The 19,895-nt window shown below is 57.0% G+C and carries 19 protein-coding genes and 1 pseudogene; 6 read left to right on the top strand and 14 right to left on the bottom strand.

Annotated features, from left to right (window positions below; translation table 11 throughout):
• Positions 1-37: 37 nt before the first annotated feature.
• Together AABM54_RS01360 and AABM54_RS01365 are read right to left on the bottom strand one after the other, a co-directional pair.
• A pseudogene (locus AABM54_RS01360) lies at positions 38-626 on the bottom strand (putative adenosine monophosphate-protein transferase Fic).
• Positions 626-796: a YhfG family protein gene (locus tag AABM54_RS01365; RefSeq protein WP_347903234.1), complete on the bottom strand. Its 171-nt coding sequence runs from the start codon at positions 794-796 to the stop codon at positions 626-628. Before AABM54_RS01365 ends, AABM54_RS01360 begins: the two are co-directional and overlap by 1 nt.
• A gap of 281 nt (positions 797-1,077) precedes the next feature.
• On the opposite strand from AABM54_RS01365, the gene AABM54_RS01370 reads away from it, so the two are divergent.
• The 3 genes from AABM54_RS01370 to AABM54_RS01380 all read left to right on the top strand — a co-directional run bounded on the left by AABM54_RS01370 (position 1,078) and on the right by AABM54_RS01380 (position 5,548).
• A complete protein-coding gene (locus tag AABM54_RS01370; protein WP_347903235.1) occupies positions 1,078-2,253 on the top strand; it encodes a tetratricopeptide repeat protein in 1,176 nt (391 codons plus the stop codon).
• 67 nt (positions 2,254-2,320) lie between these two features.
• Positions 2,321-3,451, top strand: a complete 1,131-nt coding sequence (locus AABM54_RS01375; RefSeq protein ID WP_347903236.1) for a polysaccharide deacetylase family protein — start codon at positions 2,321-2,323, stop codon at positions 3,449-3,451.
• A gap of 162 nt (positions 3,452-3,613) precedes the next feature.
• Positions 3,614-5,548 (top strand): ATP-dependent DNA helicase RecQ, encoded by a 1,935-nt coding sequence (locus AABM54_RS01380; RefSeq protein WP_347903237.1) that lies wholly within the window; start codon positions 3,614-3,616, stop codon positions 5,546-5,548.
• A 16-nt stretch (positions 5,549-5,564) separates the two neighbouring features.
• On the opposite strand, the gene AABM54_RS01385 is transcribed toward AABM54_RS01380, so the two are convergent.
• From AABM54_RS01385 to rffA, 8 genes are all read right to left on the bottom strand, one after another.
• Positions 5,565-5,954: a GtrA family protein gene (locus AABM54_RS01385; protein WP_347903238.1), complete on the bottom strand. Its 390-nt coding sequence runs from the start codon at positions 5,952-5,954 to the stop codon at positions 5,565-5,567.
• Positions 5,955-5,988: 34 nt separating this feature from the next.
• On the bottom strand, positions 5,989-6,912 hold the full coding sequence (locus tag AABM54_RS01390) for a hypothetical protein (RefSeq protein WP_347903239.1): 924 nt from the start codon (positions 6,910-6,912) through the stop codon (positions 5,989-5,991).
• Entirely contained in the window at positions 6,909-7,574 is a 666-nt protein-coding gene (locus AABM54_RS01395) for an acetyltransferase (protein WP_347903240.1), read from the bottom strand. The genes AABM54_RS01390 and AABM54_RS01395 overlap by 4 nt, the downstream gene beginning before the upstream one ends.
• A complete protein-coding gene (locus AABM54_RS01400; RefSeq protein ID WP_347903241.1) occupies positions 7,571-8,206 on the bottom strand; it encodes a class I SAM-dependent methyltransferase in 636 nt (211 codons plus the stop codon). Before AABM54_RS01400 ends, AABM54_RS01395 begins: the two co-directional genes overlap by 4 nt.
• Complete coding sequence (locus AABM54_RS01405) at positions 8,193-8,522, bottom strand: hypothetical protein (protein ID WP_347903242.1); 330 nt, start codon at positions 8,520-8,522, stop codon at positions 8,193-8,195. The genes AABM54_RS01400 and AABM54_RS01405 overlap by 14 nt, the downstream gene beginning before the upstream one ends.
• Positions 8,519-9,211 (bottom strand): WbqC family protein, encoded by a 693-nt coding sequence (locus AABM54_RS01410; protein WP_347903243.1) that lies wholly within the window; start codon positions 9,209-9,211, stop codon positions 8,519-8,521. The genes AABM54_RS01405 and AABM54_RS01410 overlap by 4 nt, the downstream gene beginning before the upstream one ends.
• A gap of 38 nt (positions 9,212-9,249) precedes the next feature.
• On the bottom strand, positions 9,250-10,890 hold the full coding sequence (locus tag AABM54_RS01415) for a hypothetical protein (RefSeq protein WP_347903244.1): 1,641 nt from the start codon (positions 10,888-10,890) through the stop codon (positions 9,250-9,252).
• Positions 10,891-11,078: 188 nt separating this feature from the next.
• Complete coding sequence (gene rffA, locus AABM54_RS01420) at positions 11,079-12,242, bottom strand: dTDP-4-amino-4,6-dideoxygalactose transaminase (RefSeq protein WP_347903245.1); 1,164 nt, start codon at positions 12,240-12,242, stop codon at positions 11,079-11,081.
• Positions 12,243-12,568: 326 nt separating this feature from the next.
• On the opposite strand from rffA, the gene AABM54_RS01425 reads away from it, so the two are divergent.
• Both AABM54_RS01425 and AABM54_RS01430 read left to right on the top strand, forming a co-directional pair.
• Complete coding sequence (locus tag AABM54_RS01425) at positions 12,569-13,795, top strand: 3-hydroxyacyl-CoA dehydrogenase NAD-binding domain-containing protein (RefSeq protein ID WP_347903246.1); 1,227 nt, start codon at positions 12,569-12,571, stop codon at positions 13,793-13,795.
• 30 nt (positions 13,796-13,825) lie between these two features.
• Complete coding sequence (locus AABM54_RS01430) at positions 13,826-14,257, top strand: thioesterase family protein (protein WP_347903247.1); 432 nt, start codon at positions 13,826-13,828, stop codon at positions 14,255-14,257.
• A gap of 67 nt (positions 14,258-14,324) precedes the next feature.
• Here the strand turns inward: AABM54_RS01430 and AABM54_RS01435 are convergent, their stop codons facing one another.
• From AABM54_RS01435 to AABM54_RS01450, 4 genes are all read right to left on the bottom strand, one after another.
• On the bottom strand, positions 14,325-14,810 hold the full coding sequence (locus tag AABM54_RS01435; protein WP_347903248.1) for a YMGG-like glycine zipper-containing protein: 486 nt from the start codon (positions 14,808-14,810) through the stop codon (positions 14,325-14,327).
• 270 nt (positions 14,811-15,080) lie between these two features.
• Positions 15,081-17,429, bottom strand: a complete 2,349-nt coding sequence (locus tag AABM54_RS01440; protein ID WP_347903249.1) for an FdhF/YdeP family oxidoreductase — start codon at positions 17,427-17,429, stop codon at positions 15,081-15,083.
• Positions 17,426-18,265 carry a formate dehydrogenase accessory sulfurtransferase FdhD gene (gene fdhD / locus AABM54_RS01445; RefSeq protein WP_347903250.1) on the bottom strand — a complete coding sequence of 280 codons (840 nt, stop codon included), beginning with the start codon at positions 18,263-18,265 and terminating at the stop codon, positions 17,426-17,428. The genes AABM54_RS01440 and fdhD overlap by 4 nt, the downstream gene beginning before the upstream one ends.
• Before the next feature lie 94 nt (positions 18,266-18,359).
• A complete protein-coding gene (locus tag AABM54_RS01450; RefSeq protein WP_347903251.1) occupies positions 18,360-19,247 on the bottom strand; it encodes a LysR family transcriptional regulator in 888 nt (295 codons plus the stop codon).
• 137 nt (positions 19,248-19,384) lie between these two features.
• Here AABM54_RS01450 and lysM point away from each other — a divergent pair, with 137 nt between their 5' ends.
• Positions 19,385-19,825, top strand: a complete 441-nt coding sequence (gene lysM, locus AABM54_RS01455; protein WP_347903252.1) for a peptidoglycan-binding protein LysM — start codon at positions 19,385-19,387, stop codon at positions 19,823-19,825.
• Positions 19,826-19,895: the final 70 nt, after the last annotated feature.

Genomic DNA, 19,895 nt, shown 5'->3' on the forward strand with positions numbered 1-19,895 from the left:
AGGCGACGAAGGTTATAAATGTCGGGGATTGCAGCTGTTAGCTGATACAGCGCTCGAAAATAGCTTCCAGGCCCCGATAGTCGCATGCCACCGCATCGATGTTGGCGGGCACCCATGCCGCGTCATTGACCAGCCACCAGTCGACTGAAAACCCCGCGTTCACAATGATTTGTTCGAACAGAATGCGTTGGGGCCCGGCCATTGCCCTCACGAAAAGGATGGATGACATTGAGATCGCCATAAGCTTCGGCAACCCTGACAACCAGCTCGGTTTTGGTCGTATCCATGAACCAGGCGCGTTTTTCCATGGTGGCGAAGATTTTCCGGGCCTCTACGAGGATGCGCTCGGAGGTACAAAAGAAAGTGTCACCTTTTCTTATGTTCACCGTTCTGAGTTGGCCAGCCCACTCATAAATGTCCGAAAAAAGGACGTGATGGATATGTTGCAGAAATGGCAGATCGTAAGGAGGGGGAGCCAGCGTGATACTACTGGCCGCTACCAGTTCGTACAGCTCTCGCTCGGCTTCACTGAGTAGCGCTTCGTCATGAATATTGAGGCGGTTGCGCAGAACTTCTGTGCCTGGATAGCAATAGGGGTCTTGGCCAACCCCGTACTTGTCCGACATTACTGCGGATTCTGACGGTATTTCTTGAGGATGGCTTCCCGGCTGGGGAGTGGTTTTTCTACGTCCGCCGGACTGGTGTGAAAACCTTCAAGACGCAGGCTGGCCAAACAGTTCGAACGACGGATTTTGTCGTAATGCTCCTGTTTTTGCTGGAACGTCAGTTCGCTCATCACGTTTACCTCTCGATGCAGGGCTCAAGTGTAGCCCAATCGACAGGACGAGACAGGTTGGTTTTTGCCACCCGGTCGCCACCAATCGTCAGTAAAGCCGAGCACTGTAAGGCTTTCCCTGCCCTCCCGGCGCTCACCCCGAGACGCGTACAGGGGTTCCTGTAGACGCTGGGTTTCTTGCGCGAATCTAAGGCGCGCGCGGGAAAACCTCTGTATGGTGCGCGCGAGAATCTGTAGGACATTTCGCGATGTCCGGTGTTGGCACTTAAAGGGAATTGGGTATGCGATTGCTTCGTCTGGCTGCTGTGTTGTCGCTGTGGTCCGCAGTGTTTTCGGTGCAGGCGCAGCAGTTGCCGATCGAGGTGCTGAGCGCGGTGGTCAAGGATCAGAAGATCGCTGACGCCGAAGTCTTGTTGCAACGCAACGGCGCGCAGAACGTAACGGGTCGCACCGATGCTCAGGGTCGGGTCACCCTGGACACCGATTTTGCTGATGACGCGAGCAATTTGCTGATCATCAAGAAAGCCGGCTACTCCGACCTGGTGGTCAAGTGCCCGTGCAAGAGCATGACCTATGCCCTCAGCCCGGTGATGCAGGACCTCGACAGCCTGCGTGTGGTGCTCAGCTGGGGGTCGCTCCCGGAAGACCTCGATGCCCACCTGTTCTTCCCTGGCAACCATGTTTACTTCGAGAACAAGTGGGGGGCTGATGCGCAGCTGGATGTCGACGACACCGACAGCTATGGCCCGGAAACTATTTCCCTGAGTAAAAAACACTTCGGCGAGACCTACGTCTACGCGGTGCATGACTACAACAACGCCAGCAACCTGGACTCGCGTCAGCTTTCCAACAGCCAGGCCAAGGTCTTTGTGTACATGGGCCAGACGCTGGTGCGCACCTATTACGTGCCGCAGAACGTCAAGGGCAACCTGTGGACGGTGTTCCGCATCACCGGCAAAGGTGATCTCCAGGACATCAATGGCCTGAGCGGCGTTTATCACGATGCTGCCGATGTGCTGAACGATATGACCTCATTGCTCGATGACAAGATGGCGACGTCCATGGTGGTAAGGAGCGCCGTCCCGCAAAACGATGCGAAAGAGCTGAATCGAAGAGGCGAAGTGGCCTACCGAGACGGCAAGTACTACCAGGCCGTTGACTTGTTCCTGGAAGCTGTCAGGTTGGATGACGCCTACGCCCAGGCCTACAGCAACCTCGGTCTGGCGTATCAGAAAAGCGACAAAATAGCTGAATCACTCTGGGCCAGTCGCAAGGCCATCGCGTTGGCCAACGGCCGCTCGGCCGACACTTTGCGCGCCAGCACCTACTACAACATTGGCCGTATCTACGAAGACGCGGGCCAGTTTGCCGACGCACTGCGTCACTACCAGTTGGCCAGGGAGCAAAAAGCCAACGCGGTGTACGACAAGGCCATCGAGCGGGTGAAAAACCGCTGATTGGCAGGCGTTGAGCTGATCCCGCAACGCGCTGCTTTTGGCGCGTTGTTCATTTTTGGAGACCGATATGTGGGTTCGTTTTGTTGCACCGTTACTGCTGGCTGGTCTGATGACGAGCACCGCGAAAGCGGCAGGGCCGACGGTGTTCGCAACGATTGATCGCAGTGGCTGGCCGGCTTCGCTGGCGACCGTGACGGGTTTTGACACCGCGTCGCGGGCTGAAATCCTGATGTTTGGCAAAGCGCTACTGGCCAGTGAAACGCTGGACGAAACCACGTTGAAGCAGCGACTGGGGGTCAAGGAAGTCGATTTGAAATCGGTGGCGCAGGTGCGCGAACGATTCTGGGATCGCTTGTTGAGCAACTACCGCAGCGCCAGTCAGGACTGCGAGAAGGAGATGTTCTGTCCACAGGTTCGGGGCCTGGGGGACTTGCGGCAACTGGCGGCGGGTTTCACCGGCGACACCAGCCCCGCGTATGCGCCGTGGGCGAAGGCCAGCCAGGTGTTTCACGAGCAGTACTTGAATGAACAACTGCGCCTGGCGGCGTTGTTCCCGAAAATCAGCAGTGAAATCGAGCGCTTCGATGATGCCGAGCTGACAGGCGATGAACTGGCCGATCGGCAGTTCCTGTTGAGCTTCGATGATGGTCCGAGTGCAGCGGGCGGTCATACCGACGCAATGGCCAACGTGCTGCGTGCCCACGACCTGCACGGTACTTTCTTTGTGTTGGGCGAACCGTTTCAGGCACGGTTGCGTAAATCTTCGCCGGCCGCAATGCAGGCGTTGTACAGCGGCCAGTGCGTCGCCCTGCATGGCTGGCAGCACAAATCCCACAGCGCCTGGAGTGAATGGCAATCGTCTGTCAGCCGCTCGGTGACCTTGGTGCGCGGCACCATGCCGGACGATTATCAGCCGTTGTTCCGTCCGCCCTACGGGCAGCGTGCCAGCGACAGCGCGCAGTTCTTCAAGGCCCAGGGGTTGAAGGTGATGCTCTGGGGCATCGACTCACAGGACTGGAGCAAGCAGGTCAGCGCCAGTGCCGCGACCCAGCGCGTACAGACGCTGATGCTGTTGTGGCGCCGCGGGATCATTCTGTTCCACGATATCCACGACAAGGCTCCCAAAGCCGTCCCGGCATTGATCGCGGCCAACCAGGGCAACGGCGTGAAGTGGGTGGATTGCCACGCAGAGCTGTAGTCGCGGCGGCTGTTTTCTTCTGCCAACGGGTTCGTTCTGCCAACGAGCCCGCCTCCCTCTCGCGGTATCATCCCGTATTGTTTTTGCGCCCGACCTATTCTCGACTCGCGGTTCATGCCGACTAGGCTTTTGGCATGGCGGCGGTCAACGGAGTGACAGCTTATGCACAACACCCTCGAACAGGTCTTCGGTTATCCACAGTTCCGGCCCGGCCAGGAAGCAGCGGTCAGTGCGGTGCTGGCCGGGCGCTCGGCGGCGGCGATTTTCCCCACCGGGTCTGGCAAGTCCTTGTGTTATCAGCTGCCGGCGTTGCTCTTGCCGCACCTGACCGTGGTCGTTTCGCCATTGTTGGCGTTGATGCAGGATCAGTTGAGTTTTTTGCAACGCCACGGGATTGCGGCGGCGAGTATCGACTCGGCCCAGAGCCGCGATGACGCCAACGCGGTCATGGCGCGTGCCCGTTCCGGCGAACTGAAGATCCTGATGATTTCCGTCGAACGCCTGAAGAACGAGCGTTTTCGCAATTTCTTGCAGCAAGTACCGATCTCGCTGCTGGTGGTGGACGAGGCGCACTGTATTTCCGAGTGGGGCCACAACTTTCGCCCCGACTACCTGAAGCTGCCGGACTACCAGCGTCAGTTCAACATCCCGCAGGCATTGCTGCTGACCGCCACCGCTACGCCGAAGGTGATCGCCGACATGCAGGCGAAGTTCGCCATCGCGCCGGACGATGTGGTGACCACCGGTTTCTACCGGCCCAACCTGAACTTGCTGGTTGAACCGGTACGCGGTCACGACAAGCGTCGACGCCTGGTGGAATGGCTGGGCCAGCGCGCTGGTCAACCGAGCATCGTTTACGTGACCTTGCAGAAAACCGCCGAGCAGATTGCCCAGCATCTGAGCCAGCACGGTCTTCAGGCCGAGGCCTACCACGCCGGTTTGCCCCATGAGCAGCGGGAGGCGATTCAGCGTCGGTTCATGGGCGGGCAGTCCAATTGCATTGTGGCCACCATCGCGTTCGGGATGGGCATCGACAAGAGCGATATCCGCAACGTTGTGCATTTCGATTTGCCCAAATCCATCGAAAACTACAGTCAGGAAATCGGCCGCGCCGGGCGTGACGGGCAGCCGTCCGACTGCCTGGTGCTGGCCAACCGCGACAGCCTCAACGTGCTGGAAAACTTCGTTTACGGTGACACGCCGGAGCTGGATGGCATCCGCTGTGTGCTGGATGAGTTGCAAGCTGCCGCGCCGGACGGGCAGTGGGAGTTTTTGCTCGGGCCGCTGGCCGATCAGAGCAACATTCGCCAGTTGCCGCTCAAGACGTTGCTGGTGCAGTTGGAACTGCGTGGTCTTATCGCCCCGCGCTATGCGTATTTTGCTGAATATCGCTTCAAGTTTCTGTTGGAGCCAGAAGCCTTGCTGGCACGATTCGAAGGCGAGCGACGGGACTTTGTTGCTGCAATCATCCAGACCTCCAGCCGCGCACGAACCTGGGCCACGGTGGATTTCGATGCGCTGTATCAACAGCATCAGGCCGAGCGTAATCGCGTGGTCAAAGCGCTGGATTACTTCCAGGAGAAGGGCTGGGTAGAGCTTGAAAGCAAGCAGATGACCGAGGTGTACAGCCTGCTGGTGACTGACTTCGACGCCCGGCGCCTGAGTGGTGAATTACACGGCTATTTCAAACAGCACGAAACGACCGAGATCGCGCGGATCCACGCAATGCTTGATCTGTTCGCCACCGAACACTGCCTGGGTTACCGGTTGGCGCAGTACTTTGGCGACGAAAACGCTCCGCAGCAGTGCGGGCACTGCTCGGTGTGCCATGGGCAGGTGGCACGGCTACCAGAGCCGCCGGTGTTGCCGCCGCTTGTGGATAAAAACTTCCAGGCGCTGTGCGGCGATTTTATCCACAGGCATCAAGCCCATAGCGGCCAGCTGCCGGGAGCCGAACGGTTGACGCGGTTCTTGTGCGGCATCAGCGTGCCGCTTTTTACCAAACTCAAGGCGCGAGGGATTCCGGGGTTTGCAGTGCTGGAAGACTATCCGTATGCCGAGGTGTGCGAGTGGGCCGAGGTGGTTCGACCCCGTTGAAGAGGGTTGCGCATGCCTACGTCTCGCTTCTCTGAGCAATCGACGATTTTGGAAATACGAAGAACTTGAACATCAGGAAAAGAAAGCCGGCAACTGCAAATATCGACAGGGCTTGAACCCACTGATGCGGGTAAGCAAGATGGTCCACCATCACGATGAGAATGGATAAATTCAATAGGTAACCGAGGCTATGGGTGAAGACATAGCGCGCCCCGGCACTCAGCACATCTCCGTCGTGGGAGAAGGTCCACTTACGGTTACCAAAAAATCCGATAGTGGAACCGGCGGCATAGAGCAGGCTCATTGTTAGTTTCGGAGTTCCGCCAGCGTATGTAATCAGCAGATAAATCGAGTAACCGATTGAGTTGGTGAGAATGCCGAGAATGCCATAGCGCAGGAGCTCCATGAATGATGCTCTATCAGGCAGTCTTGATAGTAATTTACGCATGGACCCACGCCGCCAAACCAAATCCGGACCTGCCATAACCGTTGCCGTTGTACAGCATATAGCGCTCTTCTTTGTGGATGAAAACATAGGGATACTCGATCATCTCTGAGTCCCAGCCTTTCTCGGATACATCAATGCCGCAAGCGTCCAGAGCAAGCTGCCAGGATTGACCATCGGTACTGCGCGCATATCCGATTCTGTAGGTCTCACCCGAACCGCTGCGGTAGGAGAACCACATTTCAAAACCGGTTTCCAGGGAGCCTATGACCGTTGGCCTTGAGAAGGCTTGTGCCTTTCCTATGACGTAGGGCACTGCCAATCCTTGTCGAGCCCACTGATGCCCGTCACGTGAGAATGCATAGTTCAACGTGTGCAGCATTTCTCCATTGCCGGCATCCCAGTTTGCAGTTGTCCCGTACCACATGTCGTAGCCGCCGCTGGCACCTTGCATTACCCATGGATAAGAAAGGCTGATGGGGTCTGTGCTGTCAGCCCCCATGAAAGGTGCATGACTTTCCAGTTTCAGGGTCAGGTCGGGATTGACGATCAGTCGACCTATATCACCACGCCAGTGGCCACCTGCAGGGTTTTGCCAGCCCATAAAGAGCATGTAACGTACGCCATCGACTTCATAGCAATTGCCGATGCTCACGCCATCTGCAAAAAAGCTGCCTTCGGCACCATGTTCGAACATGGGTTCGTGGTGCTCATGGATAACCTGGCGAGTAACGATATTAATATCGACCGCCCCGACAGATGAACGGCTCTCGCTGTCCCTGCCGCTGTAGTAGATCCGATAAATATCGCCCTCAAGCAGAACCGGCAAGGGGTTGGCGACGTGAGTCAGAAGCTTGGGGTGCCGACCTGCACTGGAAGGGCAGTAAAGCAGTCCCAGTTTCTCCCAATAAGCAGTCATATCTTCCTCAGCCGGGTGCTGGGCACTTTAGAGCGTTCTGTTGCAGGACCGACGTACAGGCCTTCAGGCTCAGCATCGGACAGTAGCAGCGTACCGGCACCGATGACGCATCGTTCACCTACTTTAATGTGATCGCGCAGTGTTGCATTGACACCAATAAAGCACTGCTCGCCAATTTCCACACCTCCAGAAACCACCACATGGGAGGCAATGAAAACGTGGTCCTTGATTGTGGAGTGGTGGCCAATATGGTTGCCGCTCCAAAGCGTCACGTTGTTGCCAAGGGTGACAAATGGCTGAAGGGTGTTGTCTTCGAGAATGAAGCAGTTCTCTCCGATCAATCCATCATTGAGGACCGTGGCGTGAGAACTGATGAAGTTTGCGAACCGGTACCCCAGGGCCTTGCCGGCAAGGTATTTGTCTTTGCGTACTGCGTTGAGCTTCGAGTAGCTGAGTGCAACGAACAACTCGTACTTTTCTGGTGGGCAGTGTGTGGCAAGCTCCTCGAATGCGAACACGGGAAGTCCGCAAAAAACAGTTTCGGTCAAATAGGCAGCATCAACAGAAAAGGCAACGACTTGGTAGTCTGAGTCCGACGTGAAGTAGTAATGGGCGAGCTGTGCAATATCGCCAGCACCGAAAATGACCAGAGGTTTTTTCATGGCTGTTTCCTCACCAGGACAGTGAACTCGTAGAGGTCATAGTCATGAAGCAGCGTCACATTGCGCGAGTAGCGACGTTTGCAAAGATCGAACAGCATGCAGGGATCCGCGTAGTAAAGATAATCGCGCATCTTGTCGGCATCAGAGTAGGAAGTCAGGCAGTTGAAAGCGAATCCGAGGCGACTGGTCTTGTCCAGCGTATCCAGGACGCCTTCGATATAGGTCAGCCACTCTGCGTCGGTTCTCCCCAGTCGAACATTGAAAATGCCGCTGGCGACGCCGTAGTCAGCAAGTTGTACGGGCTCGCTACCGACATGAAACTGCACATGGGCCACATCGTTGTAGCGCAACCTTGCCGCGGTGACCATGTCCTCGGATACATCGATTCCGTCATAGGAAAACGTGCTGTGTCGTTCCTGCAAGAAGTCGTAGAACGCACCGTAACCACAGCCGATATCGTTGACTGAAAAGGGCGTTTGGCTGCTGATGATGGTGTCGAGTTGGGCGAACCGCAGGTACTGCCCGTCTTTGCCATTCCAGTCGACCCCTTGTGGAGTCTCGCCGTGCTGCGCCAGCTTTGAGGAGTAGTACTCTGCCACCTCAGACAACAGTTCGGTTTTATCGCTTTCCATGAACTTGCCTCACAATGGTGTAGGGCCGCTGTTTGGTTCCGGAGAATATCTTCGACAAATAGATGCCCACCACACCGATAAAGGAAATGATCATTGCGCCCAGAAGCCAGATGGACGCCATGACCGAGGTCCACCCATCCACATAGCGCCGGGTCATCAAGCGTGCGGTCACGATATTCTCGGGGAGGTTCATGCCCGTGAGCAATTTGAACAGATCATTCCCCACCCGTTCTTGAGCGGCTGCGCTGGCCCGTCGATGAAACTCGGCGAGGTAGGTCGCTGATTGATAAAGCGTCACAACAATTGAAAGTTTCATGGGCGTATGAACTTCATGTAGTGAGGTGTCTCTTTCCCGCAATTGAACAGCAGGTCAAGAATGGTGACGTTGTGGGAGAAATCGCCCCAGAGTTGCGGGTATTCAGGGTAGCTTGAGTAGTCGAACCAGCTTAGCTCAACGCCTCGTTCGGAAAACACATCGGGTTCGACATAGTCACGGGCCGCCGGGCCTGAAATGTACTCGGTGGCGCCTGCCTGCACACACAGATCAGCCAGGCGTTCGGTCTTTCCGTCGCTCAAGGTGTAATCCGAGGAGTTGCTGATGACCGTGATGATCCCGAGGTACTTGCAGATACGCTCAAGAAAGGCCCGGTTCAGTTCGGACAGTCGTGTGTAAGACCCAAGATAGAGCGGTTCGAGCCACGTCGAAACTTCTTCAAAACAAGCCGTGCGACGGTAATTTTGCTGCAATGACTTCCAGTGCACCGCGGCCCAGTCCGAACCTTCGATTTCGGTTTCGAAAATCGTCTGATGGTATTTGCCCTTGACCTTGACGGGCACGGTCAGCCATTGCAGACCTTGCGGTGTTTTGATCTGGTTACGGTTGCGCCAGTCACGCCGAGTGTATTGCATGTCATCGTAGAGAATAAATTCATCGACGGCGGCAATCATGTCGAAATACCCTTTCCAGGGTATGTAGTTGGATTGCACGATAGCAATTTTCTTCATTTTGTTCAGACGCCTCTTAAATGAATAAAATGCACGATCTACAAGTCATTGAAATTCACGCAGCAATAACCCATGTCATTACTTTTTTGAGCCTTGCGGAACTCATTGGGTATCCATTCGCAGCGCGTAATAATTCCAGGGCTCTCGAGTTTTCTTAAAAATGGCAGCAGGCGACCGTGTGTCAGGTCGCCGCCGTAGCCAATTTCAGAGACGTACAGTACATGGATGGGCTTTTTCTCTTTGAGAAAAGCAAAGTATGTCATGTGGTCAAGCACCATGTTTCCGGCGTTTCCTGGTGTCAATCCGCAGGAGGCGCCCAGTTCCTCGATAGACTTCAGGTGTGATTGGGTATTAAAAACCGGAATGGATAAGGGCTGCCCAGGCAGAGTGGCCGTACTGGACGATGAGTTTTTTATTGTGGCTGGGGTGACTGAAAGCAAAAACACTATCATTGACGTGATGGACACTACGGATATAACCGAATAGCCGATGCCCCAGCGTCCGTATGACTTTGAAATGTCCACGTTCTGAAATAGCAAAGCAGTCAGGATGATTGAAAGTGGAACGAACTGAACGCCGGAGTAAAAATGTTGAACGTTAAAGAATGCAATATTCAAGATGTCGGCAGCTGCCAATAGAGCAGCCATAATAATGGGGGCTGAAAATTTCCTTTTTATTATTTGAACAATGAAGGTCAGGAGGCTGGCAAGGTGTACACCAACGACGAGGGCATAGAAGCAGTATTTTATCAAAAAGTTAACGAATAATGTAAAGCCCGTGCTTTCCTCTATGGGAGGGAGCCAGCCCGATTGCGAGGTTGCATTGAAGGTAAGGTGTCGTAATAAACGCTCTGGAAAATTGATGAGGTTTTGATAAGCGGCATCAATAAACTCAGTCGGTGCAGAGAAAAGCATTTTTGGCAAAAGTGTGTTAGCTGCCAATATGGACTGTATCGCTGGCGCATCTGTGCACGCGGCAATTGCGTTCGATTCGTGGAGCACTTGAGCAAACAGAATGACGGCGTATGAAAGCAGCGCAAGTCTAACCAGCTTGTGATACGAGGCGGTTGCGAGCCATAGGGCAGCCAGTAAGAACGGCAGGAAAAACAGGCTTTTGGGATGCATATAGAAGAAGCACGATAACGTGACTATAAGCAGCAGCGCCCCTGCACACTGTAGTCCTGCTGATTTTATTTCTTTAAAATAGAGCGCTGTGACACAGAAAATCAAAAGAGGTAACGTCAGGAATTGTTCTGATCGAGAGAGTATCCATAAGTACGGCATGATGCCTAATGCAGAAAGCCCAATAAGCCCCGCCAGCCTTTGAATCGCAGTAGTTTTATCGCCGGTTTGTTTGAAACACCAGAATGCAAGTAAGGCGAACCATGTCAGTGCTAGCACTATCCCACTCACCCTGATCCCGAGCGGTGAAAGATTTGCGTAAACTGTCGATATTAATAATGCCGCAGGGTAGAAAATCGGAGAGACTGCGCGGTCAGACATCGTTGTGCACTGTGGATAAAGTGAAACCAGATTATGACCTTCCAGGAAAAATCTGGAGGCGCTCCACTTGGAGACAACTTCATCAGAGTATATCGGAACGAAGATACCACTCACTAAAAGGCAAAGAAACAAGCTGATGACGACAAGTGGTAGCATTCTTGTTGTTGCGAAATTCATGTTGACGGCCTTGTGTGTCGAAAAACAGTATCGTTGTATTGGGTTCGCTTGTTTTTATACTAGAACTACTGCTTCGACCCCCAAGATAAAAAGGTTTCGCCAACAGGCGTGGATATCTACGCTCATGTTGGCTGTGAGGTGGACCGCTGTCAGACGGTCGCGATCTTGATGTCACCCTGATAACAGGGCTAAAGGGTCGCTGATTTCGCAGCTTGGTTTATCGACGCCACCAGGCAGTCTACAATCCTGTCCTGTTGCGGCTCGGTCAACCCTACCCATAAGGGCAGCCTGATTAATTGTTCAGACTGTTGGTGGGTAACCTCCAGTGATCCATGTGTCCGTCCATAACGTTGTCCTGCGGGCGAGGAGTGTAACGGTACATAGTGGAACACTGCGTCAATGGCATTTTTCTTTAAGGTGCTTAATACCGCATGACGATCGATGTCCGGGCTTAGCAAGATATAATACATGTGCGCGTTGTGTTGGCATTCTTCTGGAACTATCGGTCGACGTAAGATGCCCTCGCTTTCGAGGGGGGCAAGCCGTTCATGATAATACTGCCAACTCGCGAGACGCCGCGACGTAATAGCTTGTGCTTCCTGCAACTGTGCCCAAAGAAAGGCGGCAATCAGTTCGCCGGGCAAGAAAGAAGAGCCTACTTCCTGCCACGTGTATTTATCGACTTCTCCTCGGAAAAACCGACTGCGATCAGTTCCTTTTTCCCGGATGATTTCAGCACGCAGGGCCAGAGATGCATCGTTGACCAATAACGCCCCCCCCTCACCGGAAATCACATTTTTGGTTTCATGAAAGCTGAAGGCACCTATATCGCCAATGCTTCCCAATGCCCGGCCTTTATAACTTGCCATCACCCCTTGGGCGGCATCTTCTACGACGTTCAGGTTATGACGGCGAGCAATGTCCAGAAGGGTATCCATTTCACACGCTACCCCGGCGTAATGGACAGGAACAATGGCTCTGGTTTTGTGGGTAATGGCAGACTCAACCAGTCGCTCGTCAAGGTTCAGTGTGTCTTCCCGAACATCGACGAACACGGGGACTGCACCGCGTAACACAAACGCGTTAGCCGTGGAGACAAAGGTATAAGACGGCATGATGACTTCGTCACCAGGTTGGATATCCAGCAATAACGCCGCCATTTCAAGTGCAGCGGTACATGAATGAGTAAGGAGCGCTTTTACCGAACCTGTTTTTTCTTCAAGCCAGCGGTGGCAATGCTTGGTGAACGGACCATCTCCGGCGAGTACATTTCCGAGTTTTGCTTGTTCGATGTAGTAAAACTCTTGACCTGTCATGTAAGGCCGATTGAACGGGATTTTTCCGATGCTCAAGTCACGTCTCCAAGCCTGGAAGATTCTGCAGTGAAGTCAATGTGCAGGTCTTTGCTTTAATTTTCGTGTTCTGCCAAGCGAGGTTTTGAATGAAAAGGCCGGTTCACATGGGTTCGCTCGCAGGTATTTACGGCTGCGCCGATCATAGCCTAACCCCCCGTTGAAACCCACATTCATGCTTCTCGGAACGGCTGAGAGACCCCCTGTATGACGATGTTTATCAATCCATCCGCTGAATGGCACTCATCACGGTAATAAATTTCAAAAACCTCATCGGGCTGACTATGGTGAACGCTGTCTTTGGATCGCCAACAAGAGAGCAAACAATGAGCCAGACACCGTTCGACATTCAGCGCGCTGCCGTGATCGGCGCGGGGACCATGGGCCGGGGCATTGTGATGTGCCTGGCCAACGCCGGGGTGCCCGTGCAGTGGGTCGACAATAATGCGCAGATGCTCGAACAAGCCCTGATCGCCGTCGCCGACACCTATGCACACAACGTGCGCCAGGGGCGGATTGACCAGGCCGAGGCCGATGCACGTATCGCCCGAGTGACGACCGCCGCGGATTATCGCGCCATCCGCGAGGTGGACCTGGTGATCGAGGCTGTTTACGAAAACCTCGAACTCAAACAGAAAATCTTCCGCGAACTGGACGGCGTGCTCAAGCCTGAAGCGATCCTGGCCAGTAACACCTCGGCCCTGGACATTGACGCCATCGCCGCTGCCACGCATCGACCGAAACAGGTGCTGGGCCTGCACTTCTTCAGCCCGGCGCACATCATGAGACTGCTGGAAATCATTCGTGGCGCCCAAACCGCGCCAGCAGTGCTCAAGGCTGCGCTGGCGCTGGGCCAACGGATGGGCAAGGTCAGCGTGGTGTCGGGCAATTGCCATGGCTTCATCGGTAACCGGATGCTGCATCCCTACGTGCTGGAGGCCCGCAAGATGTTGCTTGAAGGCGCTTATCCACAACAGGTTGATGCGGCACTGCAAGGTTTCGGGTTCGCCATGGGACCGTTTCGCATGTACGACGTGGTTGGCGTCGACCTGGAATGGCGCGCCCGGGAATTGGCGGGCACCGGGCAGGATGCGCCAGAGGTGCAAATCGATAATCGATTGTGTGAACTTGGCCGTTTTGGCCAGAAGAGTGGCAAGGGTTATTACCACTACGAGCCCCGTAGCCGACAGGCCGAACACGATGTCGAGGTGGATGCGCTGGTGTTGCACGTAAGCGAGCAGCTTGGCTATCAGCGCCGGGATATCGGCCCTGAAGAGATTCTTGAGCGCTGCGTGCTGGCGTTGGTCAATGAGGGCGCGAAGATCCTGCAGGAAGGCATCGCCGACTCGGCTCATGACATCGATCTGGTCTACCTCCATGGCTACGGCTTCCCGGCCGACAAGGGCGGGCCGATGGCCTGGGCGGATCAGCAAGGGTTGGCGGCGATCCATGAGCGGCTGGTGCAACTGGAGACCAAACAGGGCGACCACTGGCAGCCAGCCCGGCTGATCAGCGAGCTGGCGGCGGTGGGTAAAGGTTTCGCTGACCGGTAGACTCGCGTCACCCTCACACAGGAACCACCCATGACCGACCGCATGCCGCAACGCGCCGATTACGTGCATTTCCAGCCCATCATCACGCGCTGGCACGACAACGATGTCTATGGCCACGTGAACAACGTGACCTATTACAGCTTCTTCGACACGGCGGTAAACACCTACCTGATCGAAGTCGGTGGCCTGGATATTCACGACGGTAACGTGGTGGGTTTTGTGGTGAGTTCGGCGTGCGACTATTTTACGTCGATTGCCTTCCCCGAGCGCATCGAGATCGGGTTACGGGTGGGGAAACTGGGCAACAGCTCAGTGCAGTATGAACTGGCCGTGTTCAAGGCCGGGGAAGCAGATGCCTGCGCGGCGGGGCGTTTTGTGCATGTGTTCGTTGACCGGGCGTCGAATCAGCCAGTGGCCATCCCGGACGGGCTGCGCGGGGCGCTGGAACGGTTGGTGGCGTGAAACAAAAAAATCGCAGCCCGAGGGCTGCGATTTTTTGTGGCATCTGTTGCGTGAGACTACTCAGGCATCAGTCGCGATAATAACGATGCTTGTGCTTGCGATGTCCATAGGCATGGCCGCGGCCAGGGTGATCATCACGGTAGTAGCGGCGATCGTCACGGTCGCGACTGCTGTAGCGGCGATCATCGTCGTCGCTCTTGTTACCCATGTAGTTGCCGAGTGCGCCACCCGCGCCACCGCCGGCGGCTGCGCCGATCAGGCTGCCGTTACGGCCGCCGACGCTACGCCCGACCACGTTGCCGCCTGCTGCACCGAGTGCGCCACCGATGGCGGCTTCGCCACGGCTGCGTTTGTCGGCACCGACCGCACTGCCACCTGCGCCGCCCAGCGCTGCGCCGATGGTCGAGCCGGTGTTGCCGCCCAGCGACTGGCCCACCACCGAGCCTAAAACCCCGCCCAATGCGCCGCCCACACCTGCTTCGGTGGTGCCTCCGGCAGAAGCGAAGCCACTGACCAGGCCAAGGGACAACAAGAGAATCGAGGAGAACTTCATAGATGAGCCTCAAAGGGATGACGACGCGATCCTGAGGCTGTGTCGTGGCGGTTACAATCGAAATCCGACGAGTAACACGACGTGTACACAATTCACTAAGTTATTGTTTTTTAGCTGGAACTTAATGATTTTTCGCCGGTCTTTAGCTACTTGTGACAGGCCGCTTTTATGCAAAAGCGGCCTTTTTTGTGGGCGATTGAAAAGTGCGGGGGCCGGAAATTTTGTTGAATAACCCACCGCTTTCGTCGAATCGCCAGACCAGACACCGCGTTAAGCCGACTTCGCCATGATCAACCCGGTTTCGCTCGCGGCTTCCAGGCGGATTGCCACGAACTTGGAGGTCGGCGTGTGGCTGCCGTCACCGGTGCTTTCCAATGGCACCAGCGGGTTCACTTCCGGGTAGTACGCGGCGGCTTGCCCGGCCGGGATGTCGAAGGCCAGCAGCGTGAAGCCCTTGACCCGACGTTCGCGGCCATCGTCCCAGATCGACACGATGTCGGCTTTCTGCCCCGGTTTGAAGCCCAGTCGAATGATGTCCGCTTCATTGACGAACAACACGTCCCGCTGGCCCTTGACCCCGCGATAACGGTCGTCGAGGCCGTAAATAGTGGTGTTGTACTGATCGTGCGAGCGCATCGACTGCATGATCAGGTCCGGCAATTGCCCGGTGGCGCGGGTGCGCTCGTGGACCAGGTCGGCCGGCAGGATGTTCGCCCGGAAGTTGGCCCGACCGGATGGGGTGTTCCAGCGCCGCGCGCCTGCGCTGTTGCCCAGGTAGAAACCACCCGGGTTTTTGAGCTTCTGGTTGAAGTCCGTGAAGCCCGGAATGGTGTCGGCGATCAGCTCGCGGATGCGGCTGTAATCGGCCACCACCCAGTTCCAGTCGACAGGTTTGGCGCCCAGCGTAGCGGCGGCGATGCCGGCGACGATCCAGGGCTCGGAGCGCATGTGTTTCGACAGCGGCTGCAACTGGCCGTTGGAGGCGTGGACCATGCTGAAGGAGTCTTCCACGGTCACTGCTTGCGCGCCTTCGGTTTGCAGGTCGATGTCGGTGCGGCCCAGGCACGGCAGGATCAGCGCTTCTTTACCGTGAGCCAGATGGCTGCGATTGAGTTTGGTGCTGATTTGCACGGTGAGGTCGCAGTTGCTCAGGGCCTGGAAGGTCCGTGGGCTGTCCGGCGTGGCCTGGGCGAAGTTACCGCCCAGCCCGATGAAGACTTTGGAGCGCCCGTCAGCCATCGCGTGAATGGCTTCGACCACGTTGTGACCGTTCCCGCGGGGCACCTTGAACTGGAAGCGGCGCTCCAGCGCATCGAGGAAGAACGCCGGCGGGCGTTCGTTGATACCCATCGTCCGGTCGCCCTGCACGTTGCTGTGACCACGCACCGGGCACAGGCCCGCGCCCGGTCGGCCGATATTGCCGCGTAGCAGCATCAGGTTGGCGATTTCCTGGATGGTCGGCACCGAGTGCCGGTGCTGGGTGATGCCCATGGCCCAACACATGATCACGTTCTTGCCCTTGGCGTACATGCGCGCCGCTTGCTCGATGTCTTCAAGCGTCAGCCCGGACTGCTCGACGATCTGCGCCCACGGGGTGTCGTCGATGCTGCCCAAGTAGTCGAGCACGCTGGCGGTGTGCTCGTTGAGGAAGTCGTGGTCGAACACCGACGGCGCGCCGGTTTGTTGCGCCTCGCGCTCCCATTGCAGCAGGAACTTGGCCATGCCGCGCAGCAGCGCCATGTCGCCGCCCAGGGCGGGACGGAAGTAGGCGGTGTTGGTCGGACGGTCACCGTTGGTGAGCATTTCGAGCGGATGTTGCGGGTGCTGGAAGCGTTCCAGTCCGCGTTCCTTGAGCGGGTTGACGCACACCACCTGGGCGCCGCGCTTGACCGCTTCGCGCAGTGGTTCAAGCATCCGTGGGTGGTTGGTGCCGGGGTTCTGGCCCCAGACAAAAATCGCGTCCGCGTGTTCGAAGTCGTCGAAGGTCACGGTGCCTTTGCCGACGCCGACACTTTGCGCCAGGGCGACGCCGCTGGCCTCGTGGCACATGTTCGAGCAATCGGGAAAGTTGTTGGTGCCGTAGGCGCGCACGAACAGTTGATACAGGTACGCGGCTTCGTTGCTGGCCCGGCCCGAGGTGTAGAACTCGGCCTGATCGGGGCTCGACAGGTTGAGCAGGTGTTTTCCGATCAACGCGAAGGCCGCTTCCCAGCTGATGGGGGTGTAGCGGTCGGTCTCGGCGTTGTAGCTCATGGGCTCGGTGAGACGGCCCTGGTATTCAAGCCAGTAGTCGCTCTGCTCCAGCAGCGAGGTGACGCTGTGCCTGGCAAAGAACGCCGCATCGACACGGCGTTTGGTGGCTTCCCAGTTGACCGCTTTGGCGCCGTTCTCGCAGAACTTGACCATGCCGCTTTCCGGCGAGTCGCCCCAGGCGCAGCCCGGGCAGTCGAAGCCGCCGTTCTGGTTGGTCTTGAGCATCATGCGGATGTTTTTCAGCGCGTTGTCGCTGGTCAGCCACGCCTGGGCGACACTGATCAGCGCGCCCCAGCCACCGGCCGGGCCCTTGTAGGGCTTGTAGCGCGGGGTGGGTGTCTGGTCGGCTTGATGATGGGTGCTCACGCTTGACTCTCCGTCGCAGGGCTATAGACCCGCGGCGCACTTTTCTGCGGCAGGTGGATGAGGTTGAGGTTGTGCCGGCGGGCCCATTGCAGGGCCAGGCCAGTGGGCGACGACAGGCTGACGAGGGTCTGGATACCTGCGCGCAGGACTTTCTGGATCAGTTCCAGGCTGCAACGGCTGGTGACAATCGCCAGGCCGCCTGCGGTCGGAATGTTCTGCCGGATCAGGGCACCGATCAGTTTGTCGAGGGCGTTGTGTCGGCCGATGTCTTCACGGCCCAGCAGCAGTTCGCCCCGGTTGTTCATGAACACCGCCGCATGCACGGCGCCGCAATGCTGGCCCAGCGGCTGGAACGCGCTGATGCGCTGGCGCAAGCCTTCCAGCCATTCGGCCGGTGGCAGTGGCGCGCCGGGCAATACCTTGAGGTCAGGCAATGCCTGTTCGACGGCTTCGACCCCGCAGAGCCCGCAACCGCTGGTGCCGGCCAGTTGGCGGCGTTGCTGCTTGAGGTTCCAGAAGGCGCGGCTGGCGATTTGCACTTGGGCGTATTGTGCCGACCCTGTGCCGCTCAGTTGCAGGTCATAGATGTCAGAGGCGTCGCTGATGATCCCGCTGCCGAGGCTGAAGCCGACGATAAAGTCTTCCAGGTCGGTCGGGGTGACCAGCATCACGGCCTGGCTGATGCCGTTGTAGGCGATGGCCAGCGCCACTTCCTCAGCGAGTGCCGTGGTGGCGGATTCGCTGTGATCGAGGTTGCAATACTGGTAGTTCTGGCTGGCGGCGGGCGCGGACGTTTCCACGGAAGGCACCGGGCAGACCGGGCGCTTGGCGTTCATGGGGCAATACCGGCGGATTAATCAGGTTTAAGACTAGGCGCGACGCTGTGTCACGTCTAATCGCTATTACTGATCTACCGATAGATGACGTCGATCAAGACGCTATCAGCGATTTTTGATAAAGCGCAAAACACGCTTCCGCCAGCGCCGAACGAGGTGCACTGCGGCGCATGATCAGCCCCAGGCGCCCAAGCGTCTGTGCGTTTTCAATCGGTTGCAGGCGCAGGTGCTCGGTCAGGGATTCGAGCCCGCCCTCCAGCGGCATCACCGCGCAGCACAGGCCACCGTGCACGGCTTGTAACAGTTGATGGACGGCGTCGGTCTGCAACAGTGGTTTTGGGTTGAGGCCGCGGCTATGGAAGTTGTGGTCGATGGACTGGCGAAAGTGCATGCCACTGGTGAGCATGCCCAGCGGCAGCTCGATCAGCGCCTCCCAGCTCAAGGGTTTTTCACCGAAGCTGAAAAAACGCTGGTCGTAGAGCAAGCCCATGCGGGTTTCGCTGAAGGCCAGGGAGTCGAAGCGCTCGTTGTCCAGGCGTTCAAGGTAGGACACGCCAAGGTCCAGGCGATTGCTCGCCAGTTGCTCGAGAATCTGCTCGGAACTCAACGCCGAGAGTTCGAACGTCAGGTTCGGGTGCTCGGCGTGCAGCTGTTGCATCAGCGGCAAGGGGTCGAAGCTCGACAGCGGCACCACGCCCAGCCGCAAGGTCCCGACCAGATTGCCACGACAGGCAGCGGCCTCGGCCTGTAGACCGTCGTAGGCCGCCAGTACCGTGCGCGCCCAGGCCAGTACGCGTTCGCCGGGGGCGGTGAAACCTTCGAAACGCTGGCCGCGATTGACCAGCGGCAGGTTGAGTTCTTCCTCAAGGCTGCGCAGGCGCATGGACAAGGTGGGCTGCGTGATGTGGCAACGCGCCGCGGCCTGGCCGAAGTGGCGGGTTTCGTCCAGGGCGATGAGGAATTTCAGCTGTTTGATGTCCATCGTCGCTCCGGGCGGGTGGCAGGGTGGGGATTCTAGCGCCAGCGTGCGGGCGTAGTCATTGGTCGGTTGGGAACCGTGTCCGACGGTGTTGGTCTAGTCTTTCGCGACCGGACCTTTAAACCCAAGGAGTGTGCACCATGAGTCTTTTTAGTTTTGTGAAAGAAGCAGGCGAAAAACTGATCGATTTGCTGACACCGGGTAACGCCAATGCCAGCGAGCAGTTGAAGGACCATATTGCCAAGGTCGGTTTGGGTAACCCCAACATCAAGGCCACGGTAGACGGTGACAAGGTGATCGTTACCGGTGAAGTGGCGAGCCAGGAAGAGAAGGAAAAAATCCTGCTGGCCGTGGGCAATATCGCCGGTGTCGGCAGCGTGGACGACCAGATCACCGTGACCGGCCCGGTGGCGAAGGCCGCTGTGTTTGTGACCGTCGTGAAGGGCGACACTCTGAGCGCGATTTCCCTGCGTGTGTATGGCGATGCCAACAAGTATCAGAAAATCTTCGAAGCCAACAAGCCGATGCTCAAGGATGTGAACAAGATTTATCCGGGGCAGTCGCTGCGGATTCCTGAGTAATGTAAGACTTGTGGCGAGGGAGCTTGCTCCCGTTCGGCTGCGCAGCAGTCGTAAACCGGTTGATGCGTTT

It is taken from the genome of Pseudomonas purpurea (assembly GCF_039908635.1).
Taxonomy (GTDB): domain Bacteria; phylum Pseudomonadota; class Gammaproteobacteria; order Pseudomonadales; family Pseudomonadaceae; genus Aquipseudomonas; species Aquipseudomonas purpurea.